Source organism: Streptomyces sp. NPDC001406 (genome assembly GCF_042895285.1).
In the GTDB taxonomy this organism is placed as follows: domain Bacteria; phylum Actinomycetota; class Actinomycetes; order Streptomycetales; family Streptomycetaceae; genus Streptomyces.
Map to the genome: position 1 here is coordinate 24,694 of NZ_JBIAWG010000005.1, position 19,830 is coordinate 44,523.

The following is a 19,830-nucleotide window of genomic DNA, read 5'->3' on the forward strand; positions in this document are numbered from 1 at the left end:
ATTTGTATCTTCCACCAGACGGAATATTCCGTAGCGAAACAAACCGATAGGATCGCCCCATGCGCCGTTCGAAAATCGTCTGTACTCTCGGCCCCGCGGTCGACTCCCACGAGATGCTCGTCTCCATGATCGAGGCCGGCATGAATGTGGCTCGGTTCAACTTCAGCCACGGCACCCACTCCGAGCACCAGGCGCGGTACGACCGCGTCCGGGCCGCCTCCAAGGAGACCGGCCGCGCCATCGGCGTCCTCGCCGATCTGCAGGGCCCCAAGATCCGTCTGGAGACCTTCGCCGAGGGTCCGGTCGAACTGGAGCGTGGTGACGAGTTCGTCATCACGACCGAGGACGTGCCGGGTGACAAGCAGATCTGCGGTACGACGTACAAGGGCCTGACGGGCGATGTCGCACGGGGCGACCAGATCCTGATCAACGACGGCAACGTCGAGCTGAAGGTGGTGGACGTCGAGGGCCCGCGGGTGCGGACGATCGTCATCGAGGGCGGTGTCGTCTCCGACCACAAGGGCATCAACCTGCCCGGCGCGGCCGTCAACGTGCCCGCGCTGAGCGACAAGGACATCGAGGACCTGCGGTTCGCGCTGCGCATGGGCTGCGACATGGTCGCGCTGTCCTTCGTGCGGGACGCCAAGGACGTCAACGACGTCCACCGGGTGATGGACGAGGAAGGCCGCCGGGTCCCCGTCATCGCCAAGGTGGAGAAGCCGCAGGCGGTCGACAACATGGAGGGCGTCGTGCTGGCGTTCGACGCCGTGATGGTCGCCCGTGGCGACCTCGCCGTCGAGTACCCGCTCGAGAAGGTCCCCATGGTGCAGAAGCGCCTGATCGAGCTGTGCCGGCGCAACGCCAAGCCGGTGATCGTGGCGACCCAGATGATGGAGTCGATGATCACCAACTCCCGCCCGACCCGCGCCGAGGCCTCCGACGTGGCCAACGCGATCCTGGACGGCGCCGACGCGGTCATGCTGTCGGCCGAGTCGAGCGTGGGCGCGTACCCGGTCGAGACGGTCAAGACGATGTCGAAGATCGTCACCGCGGCCGAGGAGGAGCTGCTCTCCAAGGGCCTGCAGCCACTCGTCCCCGGCAAGAAGCCCCGTACGCAGGGTGGTTCGGTCGCGCGTGCCGCGTGCGAGATCGCGGACTTCCTGGGCGGCAAGGGCCTGATCGCCTTCACCAAGTCCGGTGACACCGCCCGCAGGCTGTCCCGCTACCGCGCGACCCAGCCGATCCTGGCCTTCACCACGGACGAGGGCACCCGCAACCAGCTGACGCTCAGCTGGGGCGTGGAGTCGCACATCGTTCCGTTCGTGAACAGCACGGACGAAATGGTCGACATGGTCGACCAGGAGCTGGCCAAGCTCAACCGCTTCACCCCGGGCGACACGGTCATCATCACCGCCGGCTCGCCCCCCGGCGTCCCCGGCACCACCAACATGGTCCGCGTCCACCACGTCGGCGGCGACGGCAAGTGACGCCCCGCTGAAGGATCTTGTACGACGCTGAGGGCGCCCCCTGTGGCAGGGGGCGCCCTCAGCTTGTGAGCGGCTCCCGAATGGGCTTGTGCGGGTGTCAGTCGGTCGTGTACACGCGCATCCCGGGTACGTGAAGCGTTCCGCCGAACTGAGCGGCCTGCGTCACCTTCACCTTGGTGAAGTAGATCAGGGGGATGTTGAGCGGCGGCGGGCTGTCCGGGCTGAACGTCACGGGGATCAGGCCGAACAGGTTGCCGGAGATGCTCTCCGTGTACATCACCGTGTCACCGTCGCGGATCGTGGACGTCGAGCCGGAGGCCGCCTGCACGTGGTAGGTCTTGCCCGACTGCTTGTCGTTCACCGTCTGGTGCAGGTCACCGATGTCCGTGCCGCCGGAGATGACGTACTTCAGCACCTTCTTCGTGGTGCCGTTGGCCGTCTTCACCTCGACGATGCCCTGGTAGTCGGCGCCCTTGAGCAGCAGCGAGCTGGCGTTGAGGTACCAGGGGTCGTCCGCCACCGGCACCTTGTTGTCGACACCGCTCGTGTCGTTGGTGGCGGCCGGGCAGTTGTCCGCGGCCGTGGTGGAGCTCGCCGACGGGCTCGGACTGGCGGTGGCCGACGCGGCCGCGTCGGCGGCGCTCTGGGCCGCCGTGGTCGCCGTGTCGGTGGCCGTCTTGACGGTGTCGCCGACCGTCTTGGTGGCCGTGCCGACCGTGTCCTTGACGGTGTCGGTGGCGGTGCTGCCGGAAGCCTTGCTGTCGCTCGACGAAGACGAGGACGACGACGAAGGCGACGGCGTGGCCGCGGAGGCCGACGGCGTGGGGCTCGCGGTGGCGGTCGAGTCGCCGCTCCCCCCGGTGAAGACGTCCGTGATCGCGTCACCGATCGTGTCGAGCAGGTTCCCGCTGGTCGCGGACGGCGACGGGGTCGCGGTCGCCGTGCCTCCGGCACCGGACGACGACGTGTCCGACGTACCCGACGAGGGCGTGGCGGACGGCGCGGGCGTGGCCTTGTCGGCGGAACCCGAATCCGACGAAGAGGTCTTGCCCGAGGACGAGTCCTGCGCCGCGGCGGACGCCGTGGGGGTCGGCGTGGCCGTGTCCGTGGGGCCCGTCGACTCGCTCGCCGACGCGGAGGGCGTCGGCGTGGCCGAGGGGCTCTGGGACGCGTCCAGGGCCTTGACACAGTCCTTGTACTCGTCGGCGGTCAGGCTCTTCGACGACGGCGGCGTCGTCGAGTTGCCGTCGGCGAGGGCGAGGCTCGATGTGAACCCCATGCCCATGAGCACCGCGGTCGGCATCGCCACCGTGGCTATCGCCTTGCCTGCCGGCATGTGGAACCTGGTGAACAGCGGCTTCTTGGGTGCCGCATGCCGCGGCCCGGTTCTCACACGGGACTCGTCCACATCAGTCCCGTGGGTCACCTCGTCAGCCGGCACTGTGCCTCCCGTTCGCCCCGTTCGCCGGGCTCGTTCCTGACAGGTCGTTCAACTCGCCCACGCCGCCCATGTCCTTGCCGAGCGCAACCTCAGGGGTGGCCTCGGGGGCAACCTCGGGTGCGGCCTCGGGCGCGCCACCCTCGCCGGTGGTGGCCCCCTCGGCCGGCTCCGGCTGCGGAGGCACACCCGGCGCCCACGCCACGGCCATCGCTCCGCCGACGAGGGCGAGCAGGAAGCCCAGGAGGAAGCCGCCGAAGTTGGAGACGGGGAGGGACACCAGCCCCAGCAGGATCGCCGCGACACCCGCGAAGGTGCGCACGTGCTTCTGGAACCAGAGGCTGACGCCCAGTACGACGAGCAGCACGCCGATGATCAGGGAACCGGCCCCGGCGGTGGTCGCCATGGCCAGCGTCAGATGTCCGACCTGGAGGTTGAAGTACGGGAAGTACATAATCGGAAGACCGCTGAGCAGGACAAACAGACCGGCCCAGAACGGACGAGTGCCCCGCCAGGCGCGGAACTGCAGCCTCCGGCGGGTGAACTGGCCGGGTACGACGGCAGGAATCTCGGCGCTCATGGAAAACAGCTCCCTGGTGCGGCGTTGCTGTGGTGGTGATGTGTGCCGCGCGTGAAGACGCGGTCATAAGGGGGAACGGGCGGGGGCGCCATCGGCTCCCCCGCCCGTCAGCGAGTGATTAGTAGCACTCGATTCCTGCGCCGCTGCCCTTGTGCAGCGACATGTGCAGACCGCTGAGCTTGAAGGTTCCGGCGGTGGTCGCCCACGCCGTCTGCTTCACGTTGCTCAGGTCCGCCGAGTCCGCCTGCTGGGCGAAGCCGAACGGGTTGGCCTGCTCGCCGTTGCCCTTCATGCCCGGACCCTTGCTGGCGTCCTTGGCGGCCACACCGATGTCGATGCCGTGGAAGGTGGCGTCGGCGTCAAGGGTGTCGACGTCGATGTACAGGTTCTCCGCCTGGACCTGCTTGGCCTCGTCGGAGCTGTCACCCGCCTCGAGGCGCAGCGTGACGTCCCCGAGGATCGGGATGTCCGGGGTGACGACCGACTGGCACATCTTCTGGATCGTGGCCGACTTGAAGGCCGAGACGGCGACGGGGTGAAGCGTCTTGCCGCCGGACATCGTGTAGCCCTGGTCGATCGCCCCGTACTGCGCGAAGCCCTTGCCGTGGAGCTCCTGCGCCGTCACCTTGAACGACTGACCCGAAACGCTGAACGACGCGGCCAGAGCGCCCTGCGCGAGGGCGACACCTATACACGCCGTGGCGGCGACGCTGGGCACCATGACCACAGCGAACCGCTTCCATCTGGTCCCGCCACGCACCTGGGACTCCATATTTCCTCCTTCTCGGACGTACATCTCCTGGCCCTGACTAGTCACCAGTCGGCGGCTCAGCCGGGCAGGGATGGGAGAAGTGCTACGTCCTCGGGAAGGGGAGCGCCCGTACTCGGAGGCGCGAACCGCGCCCGAATCACCGGCGATCACCCCCGAGCGACAACCACTGGTCGCGCCTGACACGCATCACGCACAACCTGCTGGACAGGCTTCGCCGTGATGGCGAAGACCCCCCTGTCCAAGAGCCGGCGCCACTGCCGCCGACTCTGCTCGGTGGGGACCCAGTTGAACCCGTGCACCCGACCGGCTGTCGGGGTGGGGGAATGGACCGAGCGTGGCCGATCGTGGTGCATTCTCGCCGCCCGCACAAGGGGGTTCGTTACTCACTAGTAACGGCCGGATAACCGAACAACGACCCGGCGGTCTCGAAGGGCCACCCTCAGTGGCATCCAGGGGCAGAGCAAACCTGTTCACTCTTGGACAGAACCAGACAGAACTACGCCCTGGATTTACTCCGAGTAACAGCGGCCGCGATTACCAAGATTTGGTAAAGCGCGGCCGCACTGGCGCCTCGTCGGCAAATCTTTCACTCGGGCATCACACGACGTGACGTTTAGCAACTGGTCAGAACCGGCCCGCCGCCCCGCTCGGGATGCCGGTCAGAACAGCGCCCGGGCCAAGGCCCGGCGCGCCCCGATCACTCTCGGATCCTCGGCACCGACGAGCTCGAAGAGCTCCAGGAGCCGACGCCGTACGGCATCGCGGTCGTCACCCACCGTACGCGCCACCGTCTCGATGAGCCGCCCGAAGGCGTCCTCCACATGGCCCCCGACCAGATCCAGATCGGCGGCGGCGATCTGCGCCTGCGCGTCCGCCGGCTTCTCGGCCGCGTCGCTGCGCACCTGCTGCGGGTCGACGCCCTGCACCCGCTCCAGCAACTCGGCCTGTGCCAGACCCAGTTTGGCCTCGGAGTTGCCCGGGTCCTCGCTCAGCACATTCTTGTACGCCTGGATCGCCCCGCCCAGGTCACCCGCGTCCAGGGCCTGTACGGCGGCCTCCAGGACCGCGTCGTGCGGCCCGGCCGGCGCCGCGGGGGCCGCGTGACCGCCCGGCTCGGCGTCGGGGTCGACGGTCAGGCCGGTCAGGCCGAAGCGCTGCTCGGCGACCTGCACCAGCTGGTCGAGGGTCTCCCGGATCTGCTGCTCGCCGGCCGCCCCCTGGAAGAGCGGCAGGGCCTGGCCGGCGACGACGGCGAAGACGGCCGGGATGCCCTGCACCCCGAACTGCTGCATCAGCATCTGGTTGGCGTCGACGTCGATCTTCGCGAGCAGAAAGCGCCCGTTGTACTCGACCGCGAGCCGCTCCAGGACGGGGCTCAGCTGCTTGCAGGGCTGACACCACTCGGCCCAGAAGTCGATGACGACCGGTACCTCGGCGGAGCGCTGCAGTACGTCGAGTTCGAAGGTGGCCTCGTCGACGTCGATGACGAGATCGGCCGGGGAGACGGCCCCCGCCCCGCCCTGCCGGGTGGTCTCGGCGCGCGCCTGCTCCGCCTTGGCCTTGGCCTCCTGGGCCGCCTTCACCGCGGCGAGGTCGACGACGCCGCTCATGGACATGTTCCGTGGCTGCATGCGTCTATCCTCCCCCGTTCCCGCGCGTGAGTGAAAAACGATGTGAAAGCGCCGGGTCCCCACCCCACGCCACCGGTCCGTCGTGCGTGTGCGCCGCCCGCGCACGTCCAGCGCGAGCTTTCGCTACGACTCGTAGCGTAATCCCATCGAGGGTCTCCGCGACACCACTCCCCGGTGATCTCCCTCACGACTGCACAAGAACGGCCGGTTATGGTCGTGGGATGCAGAGCCGCACTCCCGCCACCCGCACCGGACGCCCGCGCAACGCCGCCGCGGACACCGCGATCCTGGCGGCGACCCGGCAGGCGCTGGTGGAACTGGGCTGGTCGAAGCTCACCCTGGGAGACGTGGCCACGCGGGCCGGGGTTGCAAAGACGACGCTCTACCGCCGCTGGTCGGGCAAGAACGAGCTCGTGGTCGACGCGGTCGCCGAGCTCTTCGACGAACTCGTCCTTCCCGACCGGGGCTCCCTGGCAGCCGACATCGAGGGCGTGGTGCTCCAGTTCGCCGCGATCCTGGCCCGTCCGGAGGCGAAAAGTGGCTTGATGGCGGTGGTCACGGAATCGACCCGGGACGACGCGCTGCGCGCGCGCATCCGCGACTCCATCGTGGACCGCCAGAAGTGCCTGGTCCTGGAGGGCCGCGCACGGGCCCAGAAGCGCGGCGAGCTGCCCCCGGAGCCCGATCCGCAGGAGGCGGCCCGCACGGTGGACCTCATCTTCGACATGGTGGCGGGCGCGGTGGTGCACCGCACCCTCGTGAGCGCGGAGCCGGCGGACGAGGAGTGGGTACGGAGCTTCACACGGGTACTGCTGCTCGGCCTGACGGGCGCCGACGCGCGCTGAGCCGGCTCACGCGGACGGCGGGCGCGTCGAGTGGCTGACGAACGTGGCCCACTCGGGCTCCCCCACCTCGGCGACCACCGTCACCAGACCACGGACGCCGTGCGGGCCCAGGCATGCCGCTCCAGCTCCGCCGCGTCGGGCCGCAACGGCCAGGACTCCGGCGGCCTGCTCTCGTCGTCCCCGACCAGCCCGTACCACTCCCCCAGGCTGGGATTGCAGGGCCGAGCGGCCGCCCCAGGAACGACGCCGGCCGCTCGGCCGGCCCAGAAGCGGACTCGGGCCTGTCTCCCCAGCGGGAAGCCCGCATGAACTGGTCCGTCACGATCACCACAACCCCCGCAGAGGCGCCTGACGCCTCCCCCTGCACCGCGCGCACACGGGGACGCGCCGCCCAGCATGCCCTCGGGGCGGTGGGCGGCGCGGTGGCGTGTGCTCGTCAGAAGCCCGCGGGCTCCGTGTACACGCCCCACTCGTCCCGCAGCACGCCGCAGATCTCGCCCAGGGTCGCCTCGGCGCGTACGGCGTCCAGCATGGGCTCGATCATGTTGGAGCCGTCGCGTGCGGCGGCGAGCATCTCGTCCAGGGCCGTACGGACCCGGGCCTCGTCACGCGTGGTCCTGCGGGCGCCCAGCACCCGCACCTGCTCCCGCTCCACCTCGTGGCTGACCCGCAGGATCTCCAGGTCACCGGTGACGGAGCCGGTGTTGACGTTGACGCCGACGACCCGCTTGTCGCCCTTCTCCAGGGACTGCTGGTAGCGGAACGCGGACTCCGCGATCTCGCCGGTGAACCAGCCGTCCTCGATCCCGCGCAGGATGCCGGAGGTGATCGGACCGATCGGGTGCCGCCCGTCGGGGTGGGCGCGCAGCCCCCGCTCCTTGATCTGGTCGAAGATCTTCTCCGCGTCGGCCTCGATCCGGTCCGTCAGCTGCTCGACGTACCAGGAACCGCCCAGCGGATCGGCCACGTTGGCGACCCCGGTCTCCTCCATCAGCACCTGCTGCGTGCGCAGGGCGATCTCGGCGGCCTGCTCGCTCGGCAGCGCGAGGGTCTCGTCCAGGGCGTTGGTGTGCAGCGAGTTGGTCCCGCCGAGCACCGCCGCGAGCGCTTCCACGGCCGTGCGCACCACGTTGTTGTACGGCTGCTGGGCGGTCAGCGAGACACCGGCGGTCTGGGTGTGGAAGCGCAGCCACTGGGCCTTGTCGGTCTTCGCGCCGTACACGTCCCGCATCCAGCGGGCCCAGATCCGGCGCGCCGCGCGGAACTTGGCGATCTCCTCGAAGAAGTCGACATGGGCGTCGAAGAAGAAGGACAGGCCGGGGGCGAAGACGTCCACGTCGAGGCCGCGGGACAGGCCCAGTTCCACGTAACCGAAGCCGTCCGCCAGCGTGTACGCCAACTCCTGCGCGGCCGTCGCACCGGCCTCGCGGATGTGGTAGCCGGAGACGGACAGCGGCTTGTAGGCGGGGATGCCGGCCGCGCAGTGCTCCATCAGGTCGCCGATCAGCCGCAGATGGGGCTCCGGCTGGAAGAGCCACTCCTTCTGCGCGATGTACTCCTTGAAGATGTCCGTCTGGAGCGTGCCGTTGAGGACGGACGGGTCGACACCCTGGCGTTCGGCCGCGACCAGGTACATGCAGAAGACGGGGACCGCGGGTCCGCTGATCGTCATCGAGGTCGTGACATCACCCAGCGGGATGTCCTTGAACAGGACCTCCATGTCCGCCGCCGAGTCGATCGCCACGCCGCAGTGCCCGACCTCGCCCAGCGAGCGCGGGTCGTCGGAGTCGCGCCCCATGAGCGTGGGCATGTCGAACGCCACGGACAGACCGCCGCCGCCGGCGGCCAGGATCATCTTGTACCGCTCATTGGTCTGCTCGGCGTTCCCGAACCCGGCGAACTGGCGGATCGTCCAGGTGCGGCCGCGGTAGCCGGTCGGATACAGCCCGCGGGTGAAGGGGTACTCCCCAGGCCAGCCGATCCGCTCGAAGCCCTCGTAGGTGTCCCCCGGTCGGGGTCCGTAGACCGGCTCCACGGGGTCTCCGGAGAGCGTGGTGAAGTCAGCGTCGCGCTTGCGTGCGGCGTCGTACCGGGCCTGCCAGCGGGTGCGGCCCTCATCGATGGCGTCAGCGTCCATACCATCGAATTTACTAGGACGTCCTAGTAAATGTCGATGGGAAACCGCCACGCGATACTCGCGCGGCGGTGGAGCCTACGCCTTGGCGACGGCCGGGACCTGGTCGGCGACCCTGGCCTCCAGCTCGTGGCTGACCTTCCGCTCGACGAAGAACGCGGCGGTCGGGATGGTCCCCGCGAGCAGCACCCACAGCTGCTTGCCGACCGGCCACTTCGCCTTGGAGCCCAGGTCGAAGGCGAAGACGAGGTACACGACGTACAGCCAGCCGTGGGCGATGGCCACGACCCGGGTGAAGTCCGCCGCGCCGTCCATGTCCAGCCCGTACTTGGCGATCATGCTCAGGCACAGCAGCACGAGCAGCACACCGGTGACATAGGCCAGGACGCGGTAGCGGGTCAGCACGCTTTTCTTCATGCCGACGAGCGTAACCGCCCGTTCCGGGAGATCTTGTCCCGGGTCACCGCACGTCGACGTCGTGCCGGGTCACTGCTCGTCGAAGTCGTGTGCCGCGACCCGCAGCGGACGCAGCATCGCGAAGATCTCCCCGCACTCCTCCGCGTCGTACGCCCCGAGCCCGAAGTCCATCGCCATCAGGTCCCGGGTCGCCGCCTCGACCACCTCGCGGCCCTTGTCCGTGATGACGGCGAGCGTGCCGCGCCCGTCGTTGGGGTTGGGCCGCTTGGCCACCAGACCCGACTTCACCAGCCGGTCCACGGTGTTCGTCACGGAGGTGGGATGCACCATGAGCCGCTCACCGATCTTCGACATCGGCAGCTCGCCGGCCTTGGAGAAGGTGAGCAGCACCAGCGCCTCGTAGCGCGCGAAGGTCAGTCCGTACGGCTTCACCACCGCGTCGACCTCGCCGAGCAGGATCTGGTGCGCACGCATGATCGAGGTGATCGCGGCCATCGACGGCACGTTTCCCCAGCGCTGCTTCCAGAGGTCGTCGGCACGGGCGATGGGGTCGAAGGGAAGACTGAGAGGCTTCGGCACGGCACCGACCCTACCGGCCGGTCATTTCGGGTTCAGCTCTGTCTCGGCCTTCGGTCGCCCGGAGCTTCCGTACGCCGGACCACGGCCGCCAGCGCGCAGCAGCACACCGCGCCCAGCGCCCCGGCGCCCGCGACGGTCGCGGTCACGCCGACGAACTCGGCCGCCGCACCCGCCAGGGCCATGCCCACGCCCTGGATCGTCATCATCCCCGCGCTGAGCACGGTCATGGCCCGGCCGCGCAGCTCCTGCGGCACGTCCCGCACGAACCACTGGTCCAGGCCCAGGGTGTACGCGGATCCGGCGCCGGAGAGCAGCAGCAGGAGCAGCGCGGACGGCAGAGAGGGGTGCAGGGCGTAGCCGAGGTAGGGCAGCAGCGTCAGGCAGACCAGTGGCAGCGCGATCCACTCGCGGGTCACGGGCCGCAGCCGGGAGCCGGCGAACACCTCGCCCGCGACCGTCCCCACGGGCAGGGCGCACATCAGCAGGCCGAGGCCGGTGGATCCGGCGCCGAGATCGTCGGCGTACGGCGCGGCCAGCGCCTCCGGGGCCACGGAGAACATGGGCGGCACCCAGGACAGGAGCAGCAGCACCAGCACCCGCCGGTCGGCGAACACCTGCCGGGTGCCCCGGGGATCCCCTGCCTCCCTGGTCCGGGCGGGGCGCCGCCGGGTGCCGAGGCGCAGCAGCGCGGCCGAGGCCAGGAAGGTGCCCACGGTGATCAGCAGCGCGTGCCGGGGCACCACGACGGTGAGCAGCAGCCCGCCCAGCCCGTATCCGACCAGCAGCGTGCTCTGCGCGACGATCCGCATGCAGCTCGCTGGAGGTAGGTCTGGGCGGCCTGCCCCCGGAGATCGGCCAGCGCTGGCGCTGGCGCGCCGGGACACTGACCGTCGAGTCGGGGACGGGCACGAACGACATCTCGGCGGGCAGGAGCTCGTGCTGATGCCGAGCATGTCCTCGTGATCGCAGGGGGAGCCCGCGGTAGCGCTGCTCGTTGCCGGGCCGCGGAGCGGCCGGGTGCCGTCCTGGCTGAGCCGTGCAGGCTGTCACGCGGAGGCAGGTTCACCCGGTCGGGTGATCGGTGGTGAACGTGCGGCGGGTTGTCGTAAGTGTGCGTACGTTGGGTGATCGTGAAGCTGGTGGTGCAGGTGAAGCTGCTGCCGACGCCCGTGCAGGCGGCGGCACTTGAGGCGACGCTGAGGGCCTGCAACGAGGCGGCGACCTGGGCTGGCGGTGTGGCGTTCGAGAAGGACATCAAGCGGACCTTCGCGCTGCGTGAGCACACCTACCGTGAGATCAAGGCACGGTGGGGCCTGGGGGCACAGGCCGCGCAGCATGTGATCAAGAAGACCTGCGACGCATACGCGACTCTGGCGGCGAACCTGAGGGCGGGGAATCTGGGCAAGCCGGGCTCGAAGCGGTACCGGAAGGCGATGGAGAAGCCAGTCACGTTCCGCCCGGAAGGCGCGCAACCGTATGACGACCGGATGCTGTCCTGGCAGATCGACCAGCGCCGGGTCTCGGTCTGGACCACCAACGGCCGCATGAAGGATATGGCCTTCACCGCGGGCCCGGAGCAGTTGGCTATCCTGGCTCTGCACCGGAAGGGCGAATCGGACTTGGTGTGCCGGGACGGGACATGGTTCCTGCTGGCCACCTGCGAGGTGCCCGAAGCGGAGCCGAACATGGCCCCGGTGGACTTCCTCGGTATCGACCTGGGCATCGTGAACATCGCTACCACCTCCGATGGCGAGGTCCTGGCAGGGCGCGAGCTCAATCGCATCCGGGCCCGTGAGCGGAAACTCCGCACGAAGCTGCAGCATAAGAACACCCCGTCCGCCAGACGCCGACTGAAGAAGCGACGGCGCAAGGAGGCGCGGCGGGCACGGGACATCAACCACAAGATCGCGAAGCATGTGGTGGCCGAGGCGGAACGCACCGGTCGCGGGATCGCCTTGGAAGACCTGACGGGGATCCGCGAGCGGGTACGGCTTCGAAAGCCCCAACGGGCCACCCACGCCAGTTGGGCGTTCGCCCAGCTCGGCAGTTTCATCGAGTACAAGGCTCGCCGCGCGGGGGTGCCGGTGGTGTACGTCGATCCGGCGTACACCTCGCGCACCTGTGCCGAGTGCGGGTACGTGGATAGGGCGAACCGGGTCTCGCAGGCCTGGTTTGCGTGCCGATCCTGCGGATTCGTTGATCACGCGGACCGGAACGGCTCCCGCAACATCCGCGCCCGCGCGTGGGAGTTGTGGCGACGCGGGGCCCCGTCAACGGCCCCTGCCCCGCCACCGGAGCACACGCGCCGGGGCGGGGCTGGACGCAGACGTGAAGCATCACACCCAGTGATGCCCGTTGTGCAAGCCCTTCGCATTAGCGACAGGTAGTTGACCTGGCCGGACGTGATCAGCACCTTCGCCCGCCCTGGTCTATCCGGCCCGCGGCATCGGCGGGCTGTGGTCCGAGCCCGCGGACCGCGCCCCGGACGCGCTGGTACGGCTCCTGGGCCGTGGCCGGGCCGCCGTGCTCACGGCTCTGGACGAACCGTCGACCACCACCGCCCTCGCCCACCGCCTCGGGCTCGCCGCGTCCTCGGTGTCCGCGCATCTGACGGTGCTTCGGGACTCGGGCCTGCTGACCTCGCGACGCTATGGGCACCAGGTGCTGTACGAGCGGACACCACTGGGGATCATGCTGGCGTCGGGCGAGTAGGGCGCCTGCGAGGGGCCGTCAGCGACGGCCGGCGCGGCGCAGCTGGTGGCGGACGGCGCGCTGGGCCACGGGGCCCAGTTCCTCCAACGCGGCCACGAGGGCGCCGAGTTGCTCCAGCGCGTCGAGGGCGGCGTGGGCGCCGGTCTCGTCCACTCCCTCGTACAGCTCGATGCCGACGAACGAGGCGGCGAGGGCGCGCGCCAGGCCCGCCGGGTCGGTGAACTCGCCGAAGGGGGTGTCGGCGAGCACCCGCCTGAGCACCTGCTCGATCTCGGTGATCCACAGGTCGAGGCCCGCGGCGGTGGCCGGGCGCAGGATCTCGTGGGTCTGGGCACCGGCGAGCAGCTGGCCGAGAAGGGCCACATGACCCCCCGCCCGCTCCTGCTCGTGTATCTCGCGGCCGACGGCGAGGAGTTCGGACAGGGAGGCGACGGCGGCGAGGCGGCCGCGGTACCGGACGACCGCCTTCTCGGCGCCGTAGCGGCAGGCGGCGGCGAGGAGTTCGTCCACGGATCCGAAGTGGTAGAAGACGAGCGCCTGATTGACTCCGGCGGCCGCCGCGACCGTACGGGCCGAGATCTTGGCGATGCCCTGTTCGGTGAGCGTCCGCAGCGCGCCCTCCAGGAGTTTGGTCTTGGTCTCCTGGGACTTCACCGTCTCCGGGCTCATCCGCGGAACTCCTCGCGCACCGGGCGCAGACCGGGTCGTACGCCGCAGGTCCGGATGTCCGTGTACGACGCCGTGAAGGAACCGTCGTAGCCGAAGAGCGGGCCGAAGTACTTGTTCACCACCCGCACGCGGATGCGGAAGCGGCCCGCCGCGTCGTCGTAGGACTCCCGCACCTCGGCCGTGGCGCCGATGAGTTCGGGCACCCGGACGTCGACCGCGCCCTCCCGGAAGCGGTGTTCGCCGGAGCGGATGAGCAAAGAGCCGTCGGGCTCGGCGCGGAAGTGCAGCTCGCTGGCGAGGTGCTGGTGGGTGCCGAGGTAGTCGAGGATGCGGTCCCCCTTGGGGCTCAGCACCATCTGGGCGTCGAAGCGGCGGGAGCGTCCGGGCAGGTCGAAGGTGCGCACGAACGTCACCGTCTCACGCCCGAAGGTATCCGCGTAGGGCACATTCTCGATCTTGAAAGGAATGTTCCTGCCCGCGCGCGGGACCAGGATGTTGCGGGTGGTGCCGAGGGCCAGGAACGGCTTCACGAAGGCCCCGCCGTGCCAGATGCGGTCCATCACGCCCCGGCCGGTGCAGGCCTCGCCGCTAGCCAGGCCCACCGAGAACCGGCGCCGCAGCTGCGGGTGGAGGCGGTCGAAGTCCGGGCCCATGACGGTGCGGAACATCGAGCTCATGACGGGTTCTCCAGGGTGCACAGCAGTCGGGGGGCGCGCACGCGCGAGGGCGGGGTGCGCAGACAGCGGCGGGCGGCCGGGGTGCCCGAGCGGGGTGCCATGAAGAGGGCCAGGGAGATCGCGACGAGCAGGAGGAGCGGGCACAGGAAGGCCACGGTGGGCGCGAGCGCGCCGAGCAGGCCGATGAGGGAGCCGAGGCCGAGGCCGGCGCAGCCGGCGGCGAGCACGAGCGCCCGGACCGCCAGTTCGGCGAGCCAGTTCAGCAGCGCCCGCTCGGGAGTGATCCCGCGCTCCAGCCACAGCCGCAGCCGGTCGAAGGACCACGCGGTCGCCCAGCCCATCAGCGGGCGGAACAGCAGCCGGTCCGCGAGCGCCCCGAAGGCGCCCCAGCGGGGGCGGTAGTCGTAGCCGGTGAGGAAGCGCACTCCGTCTGCCTCGGGGACGTAGCGCCAGTAGCCGCTGCCCTCGGCGATCAGCGAGAGCGGGTGCGGGGAGGTGAAGCGCAGGGCGGAGGTGCGGGTGCCGTCGGGGCGCTCCTTCTCGCCGGCGGAGACTCCAGTGCCGGAGACGGTGAGGAACGGCAGGAGGCGCGTGGCGTACCGGAAGCGCTGTGGCTCGCCCTCCGCGCGCGGGAGGAGGTCGATCTCGGTGAACCGGAGGTCCCAGCGCTGATGCCGGGCGGGGTCCTGGGTACGGGTCCACAGCTCTTCGAGGTCGGCGCGTATGCGCGCCTCGATATAGAGCGCCTTGCTTGCCATTCGGTGTTCCCCCATGCCGGCCAGGTTTTTGAGCGACTGCTCAAACGATCCGACCAGGAAAGTACACCTCTTTGAGCGATCGCTCAAAGGGCGGGTGCGAGAAAACCCCGGCCCTGGGGGCCGGGGTTTCGCGCGGGACTCAGGCCCGGCTAGCCGGCCAGATGGCGCTCGACCGTCTCCACCTTGGAGGTGAGGCCGTCGGTCACACCGGGACGGATGTCGGCCTTGAGGACGAGCGACACGCGCGGCGCGTGCTCCTCCACGACGGCGACGGCACGCTTCACCACCGCCATGACCTCGTCCCACTCCCCCTCGATGGAGGTGAACATGGCATCGGTGCGGTGGGGCAGCCCCGACTCGCGGACGACACGCACGGCGTCGGCGACGTACTCCCCCACGTCCTCGCCGACCCCGAGGGGCGTCACGGAGAAAGCGACGATCATGCCTTCACGACCCCTTCCCTGCGGGCGCGGGCGGCGATGACCGCGTCCTCGGCCTGGCGGCGCAGCTTGCGCTCGGCGAAGAAGCCACCGGTGGGCAGCACGGAGAGGACGAAGAAGAGGGCCGCGGTCCCGGCGCCCCACTTGGCGCGGTTCCAGGCGTCGGCCCAGAAGATCACGTACAGGATGAACAGGACACCGTGGACCGCTCCCATCACGGGCACCGCGTTGAAGTCCGTGGTCCGCTTCAGTACCGAGCAGAGCAGCAGGACGAGGAACGACACGGCCTCGGGGGCGGAGACCAGGCGGAGGCGGCGGAGTGCGGTGGCGGTCTTGATGTCCACGGATCACCTTCGGTGGGAGGGGAGGTCGACGGTTCGTGCGGCGCGGTTTGTGAACGCAAGCACAAACGTTTGCCCATTGTGGCAAACGCCCCACCGGTCCCGGGGAGAGGGGTCTGTCCGTCATCGGCCGTCCGCCGCTACCTTCGCTGCGTGGCGATGTTCCGACTTCAAGGAAGCAAGGTTCTCGCCGTCGACATGACCGGGGATGCCGTGAAGGCGAAGAACGGCTCGATGGTCGCGTACGACGGGCAGATGGCCTTCAAGAAGCTGAGCGGCGGCGGTGAGGGGCTCCGGGGGATGGTGACCCGGCGGCTCACCGGCGAGCAGATGACCGTGATGGAGGTGAAGGGACACGGGACGTGCTGGTTCGCGGACCGTGCGTCCGAGATCAACCTCGTGAATCTCCAGGGGGACAAGCTGTACGTGGAGTCGAGCAATCTGCTCGCCACCGACGCCGGGCTGCGCACGGGGACGACCTTCACCGGGCTGCGGGGGGCCTCCCAGGGCAACGGGCTGTTCACGACCACGGTCGAGGGGCACGGGCAGGCGGCCATCACCTCCGACGGGCCGGCCGTCGTGCTGCGGGTCAGTTCCCAGTACCCGCTGATCGTCGACCCGGGGGCCTACATCGCCCACCAGGGGAACGTACGGCAGTCCTTCCAGTCCGGTGTGACATTTCGCACGTTCTTCGGAGAGGGCGGCGGCGAGGCCTTCCAGATCCGGTTCGAGGGGGACGGTCTGGTGTACGTGCAGCCGAGCGAGCGGAACACGATCGCGGGGGACGTGTGAGATGGCCCTTCGGGAGATCAACTCCAAAATGGTCGAGGCCACGGTGCTGCCCGGCCAGCGGCTGTTCAGTCAGCGCGGGGCCATGCTCGCCTACAAGGGCGACGTCTCCTTCACGCCCAACATCCAGGGCGGCCAGGGCGGGATCATGTCGATGCTCGGCCGCCGGGTGGCGGGCGAGGCCACCCCGCTGATGACCGTCGAGGGCAGCGGAACCGTCTTCTTCGGGCACGGCGGCCACCACGTCCAGGTCATCAACCTCTCCGGCGACACCCTCTACGTCGAGGCCGACCGGCTGCTGGCCTTCGAGGGCACGCTTCAGCAGGGGACGATGTTCATGGGCTCGCAGGGCGGGGTCATGGGGATGGTCCGGGGCCAGGTGACGGGGCAGGGGCTGTTCACCACCACCCTCAAGGGGCACGGGGCCGTCGCCGTGATGGCGCACGGGGGCGTGTTCGAGATTCCCATCACTCCACAGCGCCCGGTCCATGTCGATCCGCAGGCCTACGTCGCCCACCACGGCGATGTGCGCAACAAGCTGTCGACCGCGCTGGGCTGGCGCGACATGGTGGGGCGCGGCTCCGGCGAGGCGTTCCAGCTGGAGCTGAGCGGAAGCGGCACGGTGTACGTCCAGGCCTCGGAGGAGAAGCTGTGACCACGTATCCGGGGGGCGGGGCGGCCGGTCCCGTGATCCACGACCCCATGACGCTGCCCGTCGACGACAACGTCAACAAGTACACGTTCTGCGTGGAGCTCAAGAGCGGGCAGTGGTTCCTGCAGAAGGGGAAGATGATCGCCTACTACGGGGCGATCGAGTTCAACGGCGTCGGGCACGGCCGACTCGACCGACTTGTCCGTACGTCGTTCCATTCGCCTCTGCACGCGAGCGACTGGGTCGTGGCGGAGGGCTCGGGCAAGATGCTGCTCGCCGACCGGGCCTTCGACGTGAATTCGTATGACTTGGACGACGGCAACCTGACCATTCGCTCGGGCAACCTGCTCGCTTTTCAGCCAAGTCTTGCGCTCAAACAGTCGATCGTGCCGGGTTTTCTGACCCTTATCGGAACCGGCAAGTTCGTGGCCGCATCTAACGGCCCGGTGGTGTTCATGGAACCTCCGATCCGGGTGGACCCTCAGGCGCTGGTCGGGTGGGCCGACTGCCCCTCGCCGTGCCACCACTACGACCACGGTTACCTGACCGGCGTAATGGGCGGTCTACGTGCAATGACGGGCCTTGGCGGGGCCTCCGGGGAGGAGCACCAGTTCGAGTTCGTGGGGGCGGGTACCGTCCTGCTCCAGTCGACCGAAACCCTCATGGCCGAGCAGCCCGCGGGAGCGGTTCCGCACGAGCCCGGAGTACCCGGTGGCAGCGGGGTACCCGGAGGTCACGGACAGCCTCCGGGCACACCGCGCCTTCCCGGACAGCTGGGGGACCTCCAGCGTCGCTTCGGGCTGTGAGCGGTAGTCTGCGGAGTGTGACGTCGAACGCGTGCGCACTGTCACACCGCCCTCACTAGTTCATCTTTCAACTTCTTAGGTAGACTTCATTCATGGAGACCGACACGGCCACGCGCTGGCTGACCGATGCGGAGCAGTGCGCCTGGCGCACCCACCTGGAGGTCAACAGGCTGTTGACGTACCAGCTCGAAAAGGATCTGCAGCCGTTCGGCCTGACAATGAACGACTACGAGATCCTGGTGAATCTGTCCGAGTCGGAGGACGTACGGATGCGGATGAGCGACCTCGCGTCCGCCACCCTCCAGTCCAAGAGTCGTCTCTCGCACCAGATCACACGCATGGAGAACGCGAACCTCGTGCGGCGCGAGAACTGCGAGTCCGACCGCCGCGGGCTCTATGCGGTGCTCACCGAGCACGGCATGGAGACGATGCAGAAGGTCGCGCCGCATCATGTGGCGTCCGTGCGGAGGCATTTCATCGATCTGCTGTCGACGGATGCGCTGGCTGAGCTGGACAAGGCGCTGAAGCCGATCGCCGAGCATCTGCGGGGGCAGCGGGGGCGTCCCTGACGGCGGTCCGAGCGAAGCGGCAGCCTGGCGGCAGGCGGGGTGGTTCAGGTCCCGTCTGCCGTTTGCTGTCCGGCGGCGAGGCCGGCCCGGGCGGGCGCGGCCGGGCGGCAGGCCGACGCCGTCACCACGGCCACCGCGCCCGCCAGCACGAAGCACCCCCACAGCGGGACTCGGCCGATCAGCAGGCCGGCCGTCACCGAGCCGGTCGAACTGCCCGCGTTCACGGCCGCGTTCACCCAGGCCCCCGCCCGGGTCCGGGTCGTCTCCTGCGCCGTCTCCTCCGCGAGGAGGTACGCCGTCGTCAGGGTCGGGGCCACGAAGGCGCCCGCGCAGGTCATGGCGGCGGCGAGGGTCCACGGCCCCGGGGCGAGGCCCGCCAGGGAGAGGGTCACGCCCGCGCCCGCCGTGAACCACGGCAGGCGTTCCCGCGCCGGGGCGCGCCAGGCGATCGCCCCGTTCAGCAGGCCGCCCGCCGCGCTGCCCGCGGAGAGGGCGCCGAGGATCCAGGGGACCACGGCGTCGTCGTACGACCGCTGCCGCGCGAAGGCCGTCACCAGCAGCTCCACAGCGCTCAGGGCGAGGCCGAGGCCCGCCGCCGCGGCCATGGGTTGAAGCAGTCCCGGTGGGAATCCGCGCCCCCGGCGTACGCCCCCCGGCTTCGGGCGCCCGGTGCCGCGCACCGCCGGTGACGTCACGAACGCGCAGGTCCCGGTCACCATCAGCGCGGCGCTGAGCAGCAGCCCCACGGGCGGCGGGCCGAAGCGCAGCAGGACGCCCACCAGGGCCGGCCCGGAGACGAACAGCAGTTCCTCCGCCACACCGTCCAGGCTGTAGGCGCGCTGCAGAAGCCGCCGGTCACCGACGAGTTCGGCCCACACCGCGCGCATGGTGGGGCCGAGCGGGGGCGCGCAGGCGCCGGTGAGGGCGGTGACTGCGGCGAGCGTCGCCGGGGATGCTCCGGGATGCCAGGTCAGGGCCGCCAGGGCGCAGAGCAGGGCGCTGTAGGCCACCGCCATGGGAAGCAGGGAGCGGCGCGGGCCGCAGCGGTCGACGAGGGCCGCCCGCACGGGCATCAGCAGGACCGCCGAGGCGCCGAAGACGGCCATCACGGCGCCCGAAGCGGCGTACGAGCCGGTCGCCCGGGTCACCGACAGCAGCACGGACAGCGCGACCGTGCCGTAGGAGAGCCGGGCCGCCAGGGCGGCGGCGAAGGTGCGGCGCGCGTGCGGGACGCGCAGGACGGCGGCGTACGAGGGCCGCCGTGAGGTGGGGGCGGGGCATGGCGAAGCGGGCGCGGACATGCGTGCGGTTCCTCGGAAGGAGACGGAGCGGGGACACCTGACCGTCCTCGACAACCTGCGGTAGTCGCGGCGCGGTGTGCGCTCTACGCCAAGGAGAGGAACATGCGGATCAAATTAGCAGCCGCGCCTCGGGGTTGGCGACCGTCAGCGCTCCGTCAGGCTTTCCACCAGTTCGTCCGCCGCACGGTACGGGTCCAGCTCCCCCGCCACGATGCGCTCCGCCAGCGCACCGA

At 69.8% G+C, this 19,830-nt stretch carries 21 protein-coding genes and 1 pseudogene; 8 read left to right on the top strand and 14 right to left on the bottom strand.

Annotation, left to right across the window (positions count from 1 at the left end):
- The first annotated feature begins 59 nt into the window (after positions 1-59).
- Positions 60-1,487, top strand: coding sequence for a pyruvate kinase (pyk, locus tag ACFY1J_RS13120; protein ID WP_390708960.1), 1,428 nt, complete (start codon positions 60-62; stop codon positions 1,485-1,487).
- A 97-nt stretch (positions 1,488-1,584) separates the two neighbouring features.
- Here the strand turns inward: pyk and ACFY1J_RS13125 are convergent, their stop codons facing one another.
- From ACFY1J_RS13125 to ACFY1J_RS13140, 4 genes are all read right to left on the bottom strand, one after another.
- Positions 1,585-2,928 (bottom strand): hypothetical protein, encoded by a 1,344-nt coding sequence (locus ACFY1J_RS13125; protein ID WP_390731237.1) that lies wholly within the window; start codon positions 2,926-2,928, stop codon positions 1,585-1,587.
- Positions 2,918-3,505 (bottom strand): DUF6114 domain-containing protein, encoded by a 588-nt coding sequence (locus tag ACFY1J_RS13130; RefSeq protein WP_390708958.1) that lies wholly within the window; start codon positions 3,503-3,505, stop codon positions 2,918-2,920. Before ACFY1J_RS13130 ends, ACFY1J_RS13125 begins: the two co-directional genes overlap by 11 nt.
- Positions 3,506-3,623: 118 nt before the next feature.
- Complete coding sequence (locus ACFY1J_RS13135; protein ID WP_390708957.1) at positions 3,624-4,277, bottom strand: DUF6230 family protein; 654 nt, start codon at positions 4,275-4,277, stop codon at positions 3,624-3,626.
- Between the two features lie 659 nt (positions 4,278-4,936).
- Positions 4,937-5,908, bottom strand: coding sequence for a tetratricopeptide repeat protein (locus ACFY1J_RS13140; protein WP_390708956.1), 972 nt, complete (start codon positions 5,906-5,908; stop codon positions 4,937-4,939).
- Positions 5,909-6,129: 221 nt separating this feature from the next.
- Between ACFY1J_RS13140 and ACFY1J_RS13145 the strand changes: the two genes are divergently transcribed.
- Positions 6,130-6,753, top strand: a complete 624-nt coding sequence (locus ACFY1J_RS13145) for a TetR/AcrR family transcriptional regulator (RefSeq protein WP_390731238.1) — start codon at positions 6,130-6,132, stop codon at positions 6,751-6,753.
- A gap of 436 nt (positions 6,754-7,189) precedes the next feature.
- Here the strand turns inward: ACFY1J_RS13145 and ACFY1J_RS13150 are convergent, their stop codons facing one another.
- The 4 genes from ACFY1J_RS13150 to ACFY1J_RS13165 all read right to left on the bottom strand — a co-directional run bounded on the left by ACFY1J_RS13150 (position 7,190) and on the right by ACFY1J_RS13165 (position 10,692).
- A complete protein-coding gene (locus ACFY1J_RS13150) occupies positions 7,190-8,890 on the bottom strand; it encodes a methylmalonyl-CoA mutase (RefSeq protein WP_390708954.1) in 1,701 nt (566 codons plus the stop codon).
- A gap of 75 nt (positions 8,891-8,965) precedes the next feature.
- On the bottom strand, positions 8,966-9,304 hold the full coding sequence (locus ACFY1J_RS13155) for a DUF3817 domain-containing protein (RefSeq protein WP_390708953.1): 339 nt from the start codon (positions 9,302-9,304) through the stop codon (positions 8,966-8,968).
- A gap of 69 nt (positions 9,305-9,373) precedes the next feature.
- Positions 9,374-9,883, bottom strand: coding sequence for a MarR family transcriptional regulator (locus ACFY1J_RS13160; RefSeq protein ID WP_363294316.1), 510 nt, complete (start codon positions 9,881-9,883; stop codon positions 9,374-9,376).
- A 32-nt stretch (positions 9,884-9,915) separates the two neighbouring features.
- Positions 9,916-10,692, bottom strand: coding sequence for an MFS transporter (locus tag ACFY1J_RS13165; protein WP_390731239.1), 777 nt, complete (start codon positions 10,690-10,692; stop codon positions 9,916-9,918).
- 321 nt (positions 10,693-11,013) lie between these two features.
- On the opposite strand from ACFY1J_RS13165, the gene ACFY1J_RS13170 reads away from it, so the two are divergent.
- Positions 11,014-12,270 (top strand): RNA-guided endonuclease InsQ/TnpB family protein, encoded by a 1,257-nt coding sequence (locus tag ACFY1J_RS13170; protein WP_390708951.1) that lies wholly within the window; start codon positions 11,014-11,016, stop codon positions 12,268-12,270.
- Between the two features lie 31 nt (positions 12,271-12,301).
- A pseudogene (locus tag ACFY1J_RS13175) lies at positions 12,302-12,595 on the top strand (ArsR/SmtB family transcription factor); the annotation flags it as partial.
- A gap of 18 nt (positions 12,596-12,613) precedes the next feature.
- On the opposite strand, the gene ACFY1J_RS13180 reads toward ACFY1J_RS13175, so the two are convergent.
- From ACFY1J_RS13180 to ACFY1J_RS13200, 5 genes are all read right to left on the bottom strand, one after another.
- Positions 12,614-13,264, bottom strand: coding sequence for a TetR/AcrR family transcriptional regulator (locus ACFY1J_RS13180; protein WP_390708950.1), 651 nt, complete (start codon positions 13,262-13,264; stop codon positions 12,614-12,616).
- A complete protein-coding gene (locus tag ACFY1J_RS13185; RefSeq protein ID WP_390708949.1) occupies positions 13,261-13,941 on the bottom strand; it encodes a DUF4166 domain-containing protein in 681 nt (226 codons plus the stop codon). The genes ACFY1J_RS13180 and ACFY1J_RS13185 overlap by 4 nt, the downstream gene beginning before the upstream one ends.
- On the bottom strand, positions 13,938-14,699 hold the full coding sequence (locus ACFY1J_RS13190) for a hypothetical protein (RefSeq protein ID WP_390708948.1): 762 nt from the start codon (positions 14,697-14,699) through the stop codon (positions 13,938-13,940). The genes ACFY1J_RS13185 and ACFY1J_RS13190 overlap by 4 nt, the downstream gene beginning before the upstream one ends.
- A gap of 149 nt (positions 14,700-14,848) precedes the next feature.
- The gene (locus ACFY1J_RS13195) at positions 14,849-15,142 is read right to left on the bottom strand and encodes an MTH1187 family thiamine-binding protein (protein WP_390708947.1); all 294 of its coding nucleotides are present in this window, start codon (positions 15,140-15,142) and stop codon (positions 14,849-14,851) included.
- Complete coding sequence (locus ACFY1J_RS13200) at positions 15,139-15,483, bottom strand: DUF3817 domain-containing protein (protein ID WP_390708946.1); 345 nt, start codon at positions 15,481-15,483, stop codon at positions 15,139-15,141. Before ACFY1J_RS13200 ends, ACFY1J_RS13195 begins: the two co-directional genes overlap by 4 nt.
- Before the next feature lie 156 nt (positions 15,484-15,639).
- On the opposite strand from ACFY1J_RS13200, the gene ACFY1J_RS13205 reads away from it, so the two are divergent.
- The 4 genes from ACFY1J_RS13205 to ACFY1J_RS13220 all read left to right on the top strand — a co-directional run bounded on the left by ACFY1J_RS13205 (position 15,640) and on the right by ACFY1J_RS13220 (position 18,296).
- Complete coding sequence (locus tag ACFY1J_RS13205; RefSeq protein WP_263216708.1) at positions 15,640-16,272, top strand: AIM24 family protein; 633 nt, start codon at positions 15,640-15,642, stop codon at positions 16,270-16,272.
- 1 nt (position 16,273) lies between these two features.
- Positions 16,274-16,924 carry an AIM24 family protein gene (locus ACFY1J_RS13210; RefSeq protein WP_390708945.1) on the top strand — a complete coding sequence of 217 codons (651 nt, stop codon included), beginning with the start codon at positions 16,274-16,276 and terminating at the stop codon, positions 16,922-16,924.
- Positions 16,925-16,971: 47 nt separating this feature from the next.
- Positions 16,972-17,727, top strand: a complete 756-nt coding sequence (locus tag ACFY1J_RS13215; RefSeq protein WP_390708944.1) for an AIM24 family protein — start codon at positions 16,972-16,974, stop codon at positions 17,725-17,727.
- A gap of 92 nt (positions 17,728-17,819) precedes the next feature.
- Positions 17,820-18,296: a MarR family transcriptional regulator gene (locus ACFY1J_RS13220; protein ID WP_363294306.1), complete on the top strand. Its 477-nt coding sequence runs from the start codon at positions 17,820-17,822 to the stop codon at positions 18,294-18,296.
- A gap of 44 nt (positions 18,297-18,340) precedes the next feature.
- Here ACFY1J_RS13220 and ACFY1J_RS13225 read toward each other — a convergent pair whose 3' ends face one another.
- A complete protein-coding gene (locus ACFY1J_RS13225; protein WP_390708943.1) occupies positions 18,341-19,597 on the bottom strand; it encodes an MFS transporter in 1,257 nt (418 codons plus the stop codon).
- Positions 19,598-19,830: the final 233 nt, after the last annotated feature.

What these genes read in the sequence shown, in the direction of transcription:
- ACFY1J_RS13140 (WP_390708956.1), bottom strand. Translation starts at nt 5,908, where the DNA reads ATGCAGCCACGGAACATGTCCATGAGCGGCGTCGTCGACCTCGCCGCG.
- ACFY1J_RS13165 (WP_390731239.1), bottom strand. Translation starts at nt 10,692, where the DNA reads ATGCGGATCGTCGCGCAGAGCACGCTGCTGGTCGGATACGGGCTGGGC.
- ACFY1J_RS13225 (WP_390708943.1), bottom strand. Translation starts at nt 19,597, where the DNA reads ATGTCCGCGCCCGCTTCGCCATGCCCCGCCCCCACCTCACGGCGGCCC.
- ACFY1J_RS13155 (WP_390708953.1), bottom strand. Translation starts at nt 9,304, where the DNA reads ATGAAGAAAAGCGTGCTGACCCGCTACCGCGTCCTGGCCTATGTCACC.
- ACFY1J_RS13190 (WP_390708948.1), bottom strand. Translation starts at nt 14,699, where the DNA reads ATGGCAAGCAAGGCGCTCTATATCGAGGCGCGCATACGCGCCGACCTC.
- ACFY1J_RS13145 (WP_390731238.1), top strand. Translation starts at nt 6,130, where the DNA reads ATGCAGAGCCGCACTCCCGCCACCCGCACCGGACGCCCGCGCAACGCC.
- ACFY1J_RS13135 (WP_390708957.1), bottom strand. Translation starts at nt 4,277, where the DNA reads ATGGAGTCCCAGGTGCGTGGCGGGACCAGATGGAAGCGGTTCGCTGTG.
- ACFY1J_RS13180 (WP_390708950.1), bottom strand. Translation starts at nt 13,264, where the DNA reads ATGAGCCCGGAGACGGTGAAGTCCCAGGAGACCAAGACCAAACTCCTG.
- ACFY1J_RS13220 (WP_363294306.1), top strand. Translation starts at nt 17,820, where the DNA reads ATGGAGACCGACACGGCCACGCGCTGGCTGACCGATGCGGAGCAGTGC.
- ACFY1J_RS13215 (WP_390708944.1), top strand. Translation starts at nt 16,972, where the DNA reads ATGACGCTGCCCGTCGACGACAACGTCAACAAGTACACGTTCTGCGTG.
- ACFY1J_RS13210 (WP_390708945.1), top strand. Translation starts at nt 16,274, where the DNA reads ATGGCCCTTCGGGAGATCAACTCCAAAATGGTCGAGGCCACGGTGCTG.
- ACFY1J_RS13130 (WP_390708958.1), bottom strand. Translation starts at nt 3,505, where the DNA reads ATGAGCGCCGAGATTCCTGCCGTCGTACCCGGCCAGTTCACCCGCCGG.
- ACFY1J_RS13205 (WP_263216708.1), top strand. Translation starts at nt 15,640, where the DNA reads ATGTTCCGACTTCAAGGAAGCAAGGTTCTCGCCGTCGACATGACCGGG.
- ACFY1J_RS13185 (WP_390708949.1), bottom strand. Translation starts at nt 13,941, where the DNA reads ATGAGCTCGATGTTCCGCACCGTCATGGGCCCGGACTTCGACCGCCTC.
- pyk (WP_390708960.1), top strand. Translation starts at nt 60, where the DNA reads ATGCGCCGTTCGAAAATCGTCTGTACTCTCGGCCCCGCGGTCGACTCC.
- ACFY1J_RS13150 (WP_390708954.1), bottom strand. Translation starts at nt 8,890, where the DNA reads ATGGACGCTGACGCCATCGATGAGGGCCGCACCCGCTGGCAGGCCCGG.
- ACFY1J_RS13195 (WP_390708947.1), bottom strand. Translation starts at nt 15,142, where the DNA reads ATGATCGTCGCTTTCTCCGTGACGCCCCTCGGGGTCGGCGAGGACGTG.